The 12,245-nt window shown below is 34.3% G+C and carries 7 protein-coding genes; 6 read left to right on the forward strand and 1 reads right to left on the reverse strand.

Annotated features, from left to right (window positions below):
- Positions 1-28: 28 nt before the first annotated feature.
- Positions 29-664, reverse strand: a complete 636-nt coding sequence (locus tag ACQUQZ_RS12480) for a peroxiredoxin (RefSeq protein ID WP_435355303.1) — start codon at positions 662-664, stop codon at positions 29-31.
- 263 nt (positions 665-927) lie between these two features.
- Here ACQUQZ_RS12480 and ACQUQZ_RS12485 point away from each other — a divergent pair, with 263 nt between their 5' ends.
- The 6 genes from ACQUQZ_RS12485 (at position 928) to sprA (ending at position 12,191) form a co-directional block, all read left to right on the forward strand.
- Positions 928-1,572 carry an ABC transporter ATP-binding protein gene (locus ACQUQZ_RS12485; protein WP_435355305.1) on the forward strand — a complete coding sequence of 215 codons (645 nt, stop codon included), beginning with the start codon at positions 928-930 and terminating at the stop codon, positions 1,570-1,572.
- A gap of 131 nt (positions 1,573-1,703) precedes the next feature.
- Positions 1,704-2,897 (forward strand): ABC transporter permease, encoded by a 1,194-nt coding sequence (locus ACQUQZ_RS12490; RefSeq protein WP_435355307.1) that lies wholly within the window; start codon positions 1,704-1,706, stop codon positions 2,895-2,897.
- Between the two features lie 89 nt (positions 2,898-2,986).
- Positions 2,987-3,439, forward strand: coding sequence for a DUF3299 domain-containing protein (locus tag ACQUQZ_RS12495; RefSeq protein ID WP_435355309.1), 453 nt, complete (start codon positions 2,987-2,989; stop codon positions 3,437-3,439).
- Positions 3,440-3,577: 138 nt separating this feature from the next.
- Entirely contained in the window at positions 3,578-4,123 is a 546-nt protein-coding gene (locus tag ACQUQZ_RS12500; protein ID WP_435355310.1) for a hypothetical protein, read from the forward strand.
- A 101-nt stretch (positions 4,124-4,224) separates the two neighbouring features.
- Positions 4,225-4,818: a Holliday junction branch migration protein RuvA gene (gene ruvA, locus ACQUQZ_RS12505; RefSeq protein WP_435355311.1), complete on the forward strand. Its 594-nt coding sequence runs from the start codon at positions 4,225-4,227 to the stop codon at positions 4,816-4,818.
- A gap of 158 nt (positions 4,819-4,976) precedes the next feature.
- Entirely contained in the window at positions 4,977-12,191 is a 7,215-nt protein-coding gene (gene sprA, locus ACQUQZ_RS12510; protein ID WP_435355312.1) for a cell surface protein SprA, read from the forward strand.
- Positions 12,192-12,245: the final 54 nt, after the last annotated feature.

Raw genomic sequence — 12,245 nt, forward strand, 5'->3', positions numbered from 1 at the left:
ATATCTGATAACCAATGAATTATAATCATTATTTATTTGGTTGTGGTGTATAACGCAAATATGGTTTTACGACAGTTACACCTTTAGGGAACTTTGCAATCGCATCTTCAGTTGAAACCGCTGGTACTACAATTGTGTCTTCACCATCTTTCCAATCGGCTGGGGTTGCTACTTGATAATTGGCTGTGAGTTGCAAAGAGTCAATAACTCTTAGTAATTCTGTAAAATTACGCCCTGTTGAAGCTGGGTACGTTAAAGTCAATTTTACTTTTTTATCGGGTCCAATGATAAATACCGAACGAACAGTTGCTTTTTCTGAGGCATTCGGGTGAATCATGTCATACAAAGTCGCAACATTTCTATCTGAATCTGCAATGATAGGAAAATTAACTGTAACACCATTAACTTCTTCAATATCTGGAACCCATTTACCATGAGAAGCTAAATCATCAACAGAAACCGCAATAACCTTTACACCCCTCTTAGCAAAATCATCTTTCAATAGTGCCGTTTTCCCTAATTCGGTTGTACAAACGGGGGTGAAATCAGCAGGATGTGAAAATAACATCCCCCAAGAATTTCCAAGCCATTCGTGAAAATTAATTGTTCCCTGCGTCGTTTCAGCAGTGAAATCAGGTGCGATATCTCCTAATCGAAGTGACATATATTTTGAATATTTAAATGTTTGAAATTTATTTAATCTACTAAGTTAATAGAGAATTCAAATTTTAGAAAAATAGTTCACAAATGTAGCTAAAAGTTTTATTAAGATATTATGCCAAAAATCATAATTCATTTAATATGAATAACAATTAAACGTTTGCATTTTATAAAAAGCTTTTTCTAAAGTTAAATATTGATTAAGTCATTAAAATTCTTGTACAATATCGTTCGTAAGTAGTATATTTGAAACAAAAATGAGATATAATGCTTGCTTGCTCTGACCTTCAATTTTCATACGGTAAACAAATTCAGGATAGTCCACAACGAAAATTCAATTTCCCTTCGTTTTCATGTGCCAAAGGAGAAACTTTATTGATTCTTGGCAATTCAGGTACAGGCAAAACTACATTATTGCACTTGATGGCCTTACTACTCCATCCTCAAAGTGGTTCGATTCAAATAAATGGTGTAGAGTTATCCAATTTATCTGCCAAAGAAGCTACCAAAATGCGTGCAAATCATTTGGGTATTATTTATCAAAAATCCCACTTCGTAAGTTCACTTAATGTCATAGAAAATCTGCTTTTGGCAAATTATTTAGCCGACCAAAACCAGTCGAAAGAACAAGCTCATAAATTGGCAAAAAATCTTGGCTTTGCTGATAAGTTAGACAAAAAAACGACTTCACTTAGTGGAGGAGAACAACAAAGGGTAAGTATTGCCCGAGCTTTGATGAACAATCCGAATGTGATTTTGGCAGATGAACCCACATCTAATCTGGATGATGACAATTGCGAAAAAGTCATTCAATTACTTGAAAATCAATCAAAAAACATAGGTGCAGCCTTGGTGATTGTAACTCACGACCAAAGGTTGAAAGATAGATATAGCAATATTATTACACTTTAATCAATTACGAGTTACGAATGATGATTTACAAATAAGGAATTACTTCGCAACGTTTTTCTAAACTACATAAAAAAGAAGTTTTCAAACAATTTTTATTCGTAAATCGTCAATCAATAATTGTTATTCAAAATATGTTATTTAAAATCAGTTGGAAAAATATTATCGACAAAAAACTCAACAGTTTTTTATGCGTTTTGTTAATGACTTTAGGCATTGGCATGATTTCACTTTTGATGCTATTGGGCAAACAATTACAAGATAAATTCGCCAAAAATATCAGTGGGATTGATTTAGTTGTTGGTGCAAAAGGAAGCCCATTACAGTTAATTTTGTCAAGTGTTTACCAAATTGATAATCCAACAGGCAATGTTTATTTAGATGATGTACAAACCATTGCTCAAAATCCGATGGTCAAAGAAATGATTCCATTATCAATGGGAGACAATTTTCAAGGTTATCGTATTTTGGGAACAAATAAAAAATATTTTGAACACTTCAAGACGAAATTTGCATCTGGCAAGATGTTCAAAGCAGATTTGGAGGTAGTTTTAGGTGGACAAACCGCTCTTAATACAAATCTCAAAGTTGGTGATACATTTGCCAGTTCTCATGGCCTTGACTCAGAAGGTGAAAAACATAATGAAAGAAAGTATAAAGTTGTAGGTATATTAGAATTCAATAATTCGGTAGTTGATAACTTAATCTTAACAAGCTTGGGTAGTGTTTGGAGCATACACGAAAATCACGAAGCAGGCGAAATGGAAGACAGTACCAAAAAGCGTGAAATCACCAGTGCAATTATTAAGTTTCGTTCGCCAATGGGCATGATGACCATGCCAAGAAATATTAATCAAAATTCAAAATTGCAAGCGGCCGTACCTGCAATTGAAGTCAATCGTATATTTGAGTTGCTTGGTATTGGAATTGACGGATTACAAGTTTTAGCAGCAGTGATCATGCTTATTTCAGGCATTAGTGTTTTTGTTTCATTGTACAATTCATTAAAAGAACGCAAATATGAAATGGCTTTAATGCTTTCAATGGGAGCGAGCCGAACTCGTTTGTTTTTAATGTTGTTATTAGAAGGAATAATTTTATCACTTTTGGGCTATGTTGCAGGAATCTTACTTAGCCGCATCGGAATTTATTTAATTTCTAATCAGTTAAGTAAAAAATTCCATTTTGATGTCAATCAGTTTGCATTACAAACTGGTGAAATTTACTTATTCGTTGGAGCGTTATTAGTGGGTATTTTAGCTGCGTCATTGCCTTCTATTGGTATATATCGCATAAATATTTCTAAGACTTTAGCAGAAGAAAGTTAGAATAATGATCAAATATGAATGTATCAGATTATTCATTATATATTTAAACAAATTATTGTATCAAAACTCATTCATCAATCATACTTAATATGAAAACCATTTCAAAAACATTTTTATTAGGAATACTAACACTTTCTTTATTTTCATTCACATTGCTTGACGAGCCAACAAAAGTTACTTGGGAAACCCTTCGTGATGTAACTTTTAAGAAAAAATGGAGTGCAGAAGAATCCATGTTTATCCTCTACCCTACTTTTGGGGCCAAAGTGGCAGGATTAAAGGACAAAGAAATTGTGCTGACTGGCTATATGATTCCAGTTGATGTGGATGCCAATGTTTATGTACTTTCTGCAAATCCATATAGTTCATGCTTTTTTTGTGGAGGAGCCGGACCAGAGTCTGTTGTTCAAATAAAATTCAAAAAAACTACTAAACGTTTCAATACCGATGACCGAGTGACTGTAAAAGGCACATTGAAACTTAATGCGGATGATATTAATGAACTAAACTATATTTTAACCAATAGTGATTTAGTATTGTAATATCTATTTTTGCATCAATTAAAAGCGTCTGAGAGAAATTCGGACGCTTTTTTGTTCAATAAAAAGAAATAACATTTCGTTTGATAGAGAGTATTTGATACTTTTGAGAAAATCTTGCAATTTTGAATAAGAAATAGAATGAAAAGACTGCTTTTTGTATTTACTTTAATTTTTATCACTGGTTTATCAATTGATGCTTCAGCACAATATGATTATAATTGGGCGGTAGGTTTTCGAGTTGGTGAACCACTTGGTTTTAATGTGAGAAAATATTTTCAAAATGGAGACAAAGCATTTGATGTAAATGTCGGAACTTATGGTTTCCTTTATAATCGTCAACGGCGTTATAATGCTGGCGAATACAAGACAGCAGGGCTAATGATTCAAGGAATTTATCTTTGGCAAAATGAAGTATTGGGGCGTGATTGGGCCCACGTATATTATGGTTTTGGTGGACAAGTTAATTCAAGAAGCCATTACGCCGATATTTTAATCGGACAAAAAGTTGATCATATCCGAAAAATTGCTCTTGGTCCTACTGGTACCGCAGGTATCGAACTCAAATTGCCTAATCAACCAATAGCCTTTTTTGTTGACGCTGGGCTTTATATCGAAGCCCTGCCTTCTCCCTTCTTTTGGAATGGTCAAGTAAGTGGTGGTATAAGGTTAAATATTATTAAATGAGTTTTTTTTTGTTCTGAGTGCTGAATTCTTAGTGATCGCAATTGCGGTTTAGAATTTAAAGTTCAACAACTCAGACTTCATAATTCAGAATTCAAAACCCCATGATTGCTTATCTCGACGGAAAATTAGCGTATAAAGATCCTTCTTATGTCATTATTGATGTTGGTGGTGTAGGGTATCAAGTTAAAATCTCACTTCAAACTTATGCTGCTTTACACAATACAGGAGAGCGGTGTAAGCTACATACATTGCTAATCGTTCGTGAAGATTCGCATACTTTATTTGGTTTTTCAGAAGCCGAAGAAAAAAATTTATTTGAAGATTTAACAAGTGTTTCGGGAATTGGTCCAAGTACTGCAATGGTTATGCTTTCATCATTATCTTCTGGAGAAATTAAACATGCTTTAGTAACCGAAGATGTAAAAACGATTCAAAGCATTAAAGGAATTGGCCTTAAAACGGCTCAACGTGCTATTATAGAATTAAAAGATAAATTAAAGAAAGATAATCTTGTAGGTGGTGTAACTCCTAATCTTTTTGCACCTGCCAATGCTAAACTTCGTAACGAGTCGCTTGCAGCACTGGTGATGCTTGGTATTCCAAGAGCAACAGCCGAAAAAAGTATTGATGCCATTCTTAAACGTGAAGGCAATGAAATTACAGTGGAACAACTAATAAAATTCGCACTCCGATAAGATTTTATAAGCTCAATATTCAATACAAAATTCACACACAACAACATCCTAAAACATAAAATCTTCAAAATACGTTTATTTTTATTGGTTTTATAGACTATTGGCAAGGTTTTAGTCGTTTAAGGTTTGAAGTCCTATTGAAATCCCTTAAAAACTGTATGTTCAGACAGCTATTAAAATTAAATCATGTTTCTATTATTTTACTTTTTTATACTTTTTGCTCGGTAAATCCATTGTTTGGGCAGAACAGGAAAAAAGGTAATACTACTGTTGAAAAAAACAATTCAGATTCGCTTGCGATTCCTGATAAAGATACTGTGATTGTCAAAACCGGCACCAAACCTTCTTATCGTTGGCAAGATCGCTACCTCAATCGCTATGCTTCAAGAGTTCCACAATCGCCATTTTATTTAAAAGACCCAAAGAATATTTCCAATGATTTCAAGATTTCACCTGAAACAAAAGAGATTTCGATTACTGAAAAAGCAGGCAAAAATATAGATTATCGTGTACCACAATCGCTGACATTCAACGAATATTCAAGTATTCAAAATGCAGCCATTCGTAAGAGTATTTTGCGTGATTATGAAAACTTACAAGATGGAAAAAGTGCCACAAGTGGCCGTGGATTAAGACCATTATTAGAGAAAAACCCCGTAGTAGATAGAATTTTTGGTGGAAATTTGATTGATTTAAAACCGAATGGTTTTGTAACTTTAGATTTTCAATTGATTAAACAATTTATTGACAACCCATTTTTACCACTCATTCAGAGAAGGCAAACACTTTTCAATTTTAATGAACAAATCAACATCAATTTCAATGGAAAAATTGGTGAAAAAATGGGAATTTTAACTAATCTTGATACAAAAGCTGCATTCAACTTTGAAAATCAACTCAAACTAAATTTCAAAAATCAGCCTGAAGATATTCTTCAAAAGGTCGAAGCAGGTAATGTAAGTATGCCAGTAAAAAGTCAGTTGATTCCTGGGGTTCAAAATTTATTTGGTGTAAAAGCAGGTTTCAAATTAGGTAAATTGGATGTAACGGCAGTTTTGGCACAACAACGCTCAAAAACAGAGTCGATAGTTTTAAATGGTGGTACACAAAGCCGTGCTTTTGAAATTAGATGCGATAATTATGATGAAAATCGACACTTCTTTTTAGCTCAGTTTTTTAGAGGTAACTATGAAAAAGCTCTCAGAAACTTACCTTTAGTTCTTTCTGGCGTAAAAATTACTCGTTTGGAAGTCTATGTGACAAATCGAACAAATAATATCGAATCAATGCGAAACTTAGTAGCATTTTCTGATATTGGCGATAAAAAAATAACCGAAGGCCAGTACAGTCCTGTCGATAATAAAGCAACAACACTTTATGACCAGCTAAATAGTAATCCTGCATTCAGAAAAATTGATACAACTACTTCTTCACTAGCAGGTTTAGGACTAAAAAAAGGCGTTGACTATGAAATTTTAAGGGGAGCTAAACGCTTAACTGAAAGAGAATTTAAGTTTAATGCAGAGTTGGGTTATATATCATTAGTTACTCCACTCAGGAATGATGAAATTTTAGGTGTCGCTTACGAATATACTTATAACGGAAGAACTTTTAAAGTTGGAGAATTAACTGAAGATTATTCAGCTCGTCGTGAAGATGAGGTAATCATGTTAAAACTCATCAAATCTTCTACAATTCGTAACCGTACTAATAGTCCGATGTGGGATTTAATGATGAAAAACATTTATTCATTAGGAGTATCTGGTATTGGCAAGCAAGGTTTTCAATTACGTGTCATTTACAAAGACGACAAAACAGGCATCGACAATCCCAACTTGCAAGAAGGTAGAAAACTTCAAAATATCCCGCTGATTAGACTTTTAGGACTTGATAAATTAAACCCAAACAATGACCCACAGCCCGAAGGAGATGGTAACTTCGACTTTGTAGAGGATGTGACCATTGATACAAAAATGGGGAAGTTAATTTTTCCTGTCCTTGAACCTTTTGGGACAACTCTAAACAAACTTTTTGATACGGACGAACAAATTCTTCGTGAAAAATATGTTTTCAATGAGCTTTATCGAAGTACAATGACTGATGCTCAACAAGTTACAACCAAAAATAAATTTTTCATAAGGGGGAGTTTACAAGCAAGTAGTTCTTCTGATATAGCCTTACCATTAGGGGCATCAGGGCAATCAGTGAGAATATTTGCGGGTGGGGTACAATTACAAGAAGGAGTTGATTATACCATTGAGCCACAGTTAGGAAGAATAAAAATTACTAATCAGAGTGTTTTAAATTCGGCAAGACAAATTAGAATTGAGTGGGAAAAACCTGACTTATTCAATACTCAAATAAGATTTATGATGGGAACGAGGTTAGATTATAACCTCAGCAAAGACATTCATTTGGGGGCCACTTTCATGGCATTGCGTGAAAGTACACCAGGTTTTATGACACGTACAGCCATTGGGCAAGAGCCGGTTAATAACTCAATCGTTGGATTTGATATCAATTATCGCAAAGATGCTCGTTTTCTTACTCGCTTTTTGGATGCTTTACCTTTGATTCAAACCAAAGAAATGTCATCTATCCAATTCACCGCTGAATATGCTAAGTTATTCCCTTCAGTAAATAACAAACGTATTGGTGGAAATTCGATGATTGATGATTTTGAAGCAACCAGAAATATCAATGATTTGACTCGTCAGCCTACTCGTTGGAGACCTGCTTCAACCCCCGAAAAGTTTCAAGGTAGTGCAACAGGTTATGATTATAACTATAAAAGAGGTAAGATTTCAGTTTACACAGTTGACCAAAGTACTTATTTTGCAGGCGGATTTGGCGGAAGTGGCAGTGTACTTCCTCAAAGTGTAACTGATGCTGCCAACAATAACCTTTACGAAAAAGCCTTCTCCCCAACTCAAATATTTACAGGGAGATCATTACCATCATTTAATAATTCGATTCCATTAAATATTCTTGATATTTCTTATTTTCCTGCCGAAAGAGGAATGTATAATTATAATTCTAATCTTGATGCTGATGGATATTTACAAAATCCTAAACAAAATTTTGGAGCAGTGATGCGAGGAATCACCGCCGATAACGACTTTGATAATGCCAATACCGAATATCTAACTTTTTGGATGCTCGACCCATTCAAAGACATTATTCGTGATGGTTCACCGAATGGGAATAAAAAGAATACTACAGGTGGAAAGTTAATGTTTCATTTAGGTGATATTTCTGAAGATTTTATACCTGATAGCAGAAATAACTTTGAAAATGGTCTTTTACCGAATGGTGGGTCTTCCTCTCAACCTGTCAATACTCGCTGGGGAAAAGCTCCAAGCGTTCAATTTATGACTGATGCATTTGATAACCAAAATGGTTCAAGAGAGAAACAGGACGTTGGTTTGGATGGATTGAATAATAGTGAAGAAACAACTTACCCACACATTCAAAAGTATTTATCAGATGTAAAAAATAAGGTAAAACCAGCCGTTTTTGAACAAATCGCAAAAGACCCTTCGGGTGATGATTTCAAATTTTTTATTGATGCTGATTATGATGCCCAAAATAAAGGACTTTTAGAAAGATTTAAAAATTATTTAGGTACTGAAAATAACTCTCCACAAAGTAATACAACTTCCACTGTTGGAGCAACTCCTGCCAACTCTGTTACACCAGACAAGGAAGATATCAATGCCGATAACACCATTAATGATGTAGAAAATTTTTATGAATATGAAATCAATTTACAACCTAATAGATTAGATGTTGGGAATGGCTTCATTGTAGATAAAGTAACGGTTCCAGGTACTGATGCTACTTGGTATTTATTTAGAGTGCCAGTCAAGCAGTTTACTCGTAAGTTTGGTGATATTAATGGTTTTAAATCTATCCGTTTTATGCGAATGATGCTTACTGATTTTGAACAGCCAGTAGTACTTCGTTTTGCATCATTGCAATTAGAATCGAATCAATACCGTGTGTATGACAAAAACTTAAGCAAAGCAGGATTGACAGAAGTTCCAGAGCCTTATGATGCTAAATTTAAAGTGGGTGTTGTAAGTATCGAAGAAAATGGGTGTGCTGATGATGGTCAAAATTGTAACGTAAAAAATGGAAAAACACCGTATGTGGTTCCTCCTGGATTTATTCGTGACAGAGATGTGACTCAGCAACAATTTAATATTGTTTTTAATGAGCAATCTATTTCATTAGGTGTAACCAACCTTCGTGATGGCGATTCTCGTGCAGTTTTCCGCAATACTCGCATCGATATGGTTAATTATAAACGCCTAAAAATGTTTATACATGCAGAAAATGAAAGCGGAGACCAAAAAACTGTTGGTGGTGCGTTTATTAGAATAGGAACTGATTTAACTGAGAATTATTATGAAATAGAAGTTCCTCAACTAAAAGTTACACCTAATGGTGTGACAAATGAAAATGATATTTGGCCAGAAGAAAATGCCATTGATGTAGCTTTGCAAGAATTAATAGCTTTGAAAGGTGAGCGAAATCGAGTAGCTAAAAATGTGGCTGTGCCTTACACAAAACCAACTGAAGATGGTAAATTCAATATCTCAGTGCTTGGTAATCCTGATTTAAGTACAACTTTGACGATAATGTTGGGAGTTAGAAATCCAAAATCACCTGATGAACAAGCTAATACCTTTTTGGTTTGGATGGATGAACTTCGTGCTTACGGTTTTGACCAAACCTCTGGCGATGCTGCCCTATTAGCTGCCAATATCAAAATGGCTGATTTAGCAACGGTAACCATTAATGGGAACTTGAAAACGTATGGTTTTGGTGGCGTTCAAGATAAAATTTCTGAGCGTGCTAGAGATACAGGTAAGGGTATTGGTATTGCATCAAATATCGAATTAGATAAATTATTTCCCGAAAAATGGGGTTTAAAGATTCCATTTTTTATCAATTATGATAAACAAACCGTAACACCTCATTTTAATCCACTAGACCCAGATATGCCTTTAGAGATTGCTCTAAGTAATATTTCGGACCAAAGTGAGCGAGAGCGTTATCGTCGATTAGTTGTAGATGAAAGTACTCGTAGAGGTTTTAACTTTTCAAATGTGAGAAAAATAAAAACCAAGGAGGGTGCAAAATCTCATGTTTATGATATTGAAAACTTCTCTTTTACCTACGCACAAAACAATGTAAGTAGAAGTAATATTTTGATAGACCAATATGCTTTAAATCAGTATAGAGGAGGTTTTACTTATCAATATCAACCAAAACAAATTAATTGGGAACCATTCAAAGATAATAAAAAATTAGAGCGTCCATTTTTATATTGGCTCAAAGATTTTAACTTCTCTCCTTTGCCTACAGTTGTGGCATTTCGCACTGATTTTGACAGAAATTTTGCTAAAACTCAGTTAAGAAATTCTGATTTAACGACCAATGGAATCATTCCAACTTTTGAAAAGTATTTCTTGATGAATCGTACCTATGATTTGCAGTGGAATTTGACCAAAAGTATCTTGTTAAATTATAATGCTGCCATGAATGCCATCATTGATGAGCCTACTGGTGATTTGAACACTCAAAAGAAACTCGATTCTCTTTATAGTAGTTTAAAACGATTTGGTCGTGCAAAGAATTTTAGTCAAGAAATTCGAGCTACCTATCGTTTGCCATTAGACAAGTTTTTCTTGCTTGACTGGATGACCGCCGATGCAAAATACAATGCCAATTTCAACTATCAGGCTGCCGCATATAATATTAAAGATGAAAATGATGTGCTTTTTGGAAATACTATTAGAAATGGACGTGAGCGTGGAGTCAGAGGTAAAATCGACTTTGTAAAACTTTATAATAAGGCCAAATATTTACGTTTTGCCAACAGTCCGAATCCAGAGCGAAAACGTTTTACAAGAAACCCAAGTGATGAAGAAGTCATTGAAGTTTTACCAAGTAATTTAGCAAAGGCATTTACTCGTTTGTTGATGAGTGTTCGTGGAATTGATTATGATTATTCACTCATCGAAACAACAATTTTACCTGGTTTTATGCCAACTCCAAGGTTCTTTGGTTTAAGTGATGAGTTTGGCAATAGTGATGCACGAAACTTTGTGATTGGCTCACAAGACCATGAATTTCAAAAAATCGCAGCAAGCAATGGCTGGCTTTCAAAAACAACAACCCAGACACAGCCATTTACACAAACAGCTCAAAGGAAATTTAGTTTCAGAACCACGATTGAACCTGCAAAGGATTTCAGAATTCAAATTAGTGGAAATATGAGCCGAGGTGATACTTATCAAGAGTATTATATTGCCAATGCAGATGGTACTTACAGCAGTTCAAGCCCAGTAAGAAACGGTAATTTTGGTATGTCTTTTTGGGCTTTCCGCACAGCATTTACAAGAATGTCCAGATCTGACGTAAAAAACAATTATCACTACGATGTTTTTGAGAATATGATTAAGTTACGAGATGATATCTATGCCAATTACAAATTAAACGGAGAGTCTAAATATGATAAAAACTCTCAAGACATTTTGATTCCAGCATTTTTTGCAGCTTATAGTGGGAAAGAATCAAGAGCAAAAATTGGTTTAAATCCATTCAATCCAAATAATAGAAAAATCAATCTTCCACTTCCCAACTGGCGAATTGATTATTCTGGTTTGGCAAGTTTAGAGCCTTTTAAAAAGATTTTTAGTTCATTATCTATCCAACATAGTTACACTTCTAATTTTAATGTGGGTAACTTTACTTCGTCATTAGAATATAATAATATTAATACCCGAATTGATTTGACACAAAGAGGTTATCCGCTTCCTTCTGACAATGTACTCAATAGTTTGAGTCAATACATCCCTGTTTATGTGATGAGTACCATTACGCTGGAAGAAAAATTTGCCCCTTTCATCGGGATTCAATTTGTGACTAAAAGTAAAATTTCTGGAAAATTTGAATATAATAAAGAAAGAAGAGCTTCTTTGAATCTCGCCAATTCACAAGTGGCAGAGTATTCGAGTGATGATTTTGTATTTAATTTTGGTTTCAAGAAAAACAATGTAAAATTACCGCTAAGAGGGCGTGATGGAAAAGTAATAACCCTTAAAAATGATTTGAATTTACAGTTTAATTTCACAATTAGAGATATTAAAGCCATTCAAAGACGCTTAGATGGTGACCCTCAACCAACACAAGGAAACTATAATTTGCAATTAGGCCCTCGCATCTCTTATCAAGTCAATAAGCGAGTAATGATGAATTTTTATATCGACCACTTAGTCAATACACCATTTGTAACCAATTTTTCTTATCCAAGAGTAACCACAACTGGTGGATTGAATGTTAGATTTGCATTATCTGATTAAAACTTTTTAAGTCACTTATTTTTCAATTTCCCAACATTTCATGTAACTTGCAAC

The organism is Emticicia sp. SJ17W-69 (genome assembly GCF_051209875.1).
Classification (GTDB): domain Bacteria; phylum Bacteroidota; class Bacteroidia; order Cytophagales; family Spirosomataceae; genus Emticicia.

Coding starts and splice junctions, on each gene's coding strand:
- sprA (WP_435355312.1), top strand. CDS start 4,977: ATGTTCAGACAGCTATTAAAATTAAATCATGTTTCTATTATTTTACTT.
- ruvA (WP_435355311.1), top strand. CDS start 4,225: ATGATTGCTTATCTCGACGGAAAATTAGCGTATAAAGATCCTTCTTAT.
- ACQUQZ_RS12485 (WP_435355305.1), top strand. CDS start 928: ATGCTTGCTTGCTCTGACCTTCAATTTTCATACGGTAAACAAATTCAG.
- ACQUQZ_RS12480 (WP_435355303.1), bottom strand. CDS start 664: ATGTCACTTCGATTAGGAGATATCGCACCTGATTTCACTGCTGAAACG.
- ACQUQZ_RS12495 (WP_435355309.1), top strand. CDS start 2,987: ATGAAAACCATTTCAAAAACATTTTTATTAGGAATACTAACACTTTCT.
- ACQUQZ_RS12490 (WP_435355307.1), top strand. CDS start 1,704: ATGTTATTTAAAATCAGTTGGAAAAATATTATCGACAAAAAACTCAAC.
- ACQUQZ_RS12500 (WP_435355310.1), top strand. CDS start 3,578: ATGAAAAGACTGCTTTTTGTATTTACTTTAATTTTTATCACTGGTTTA.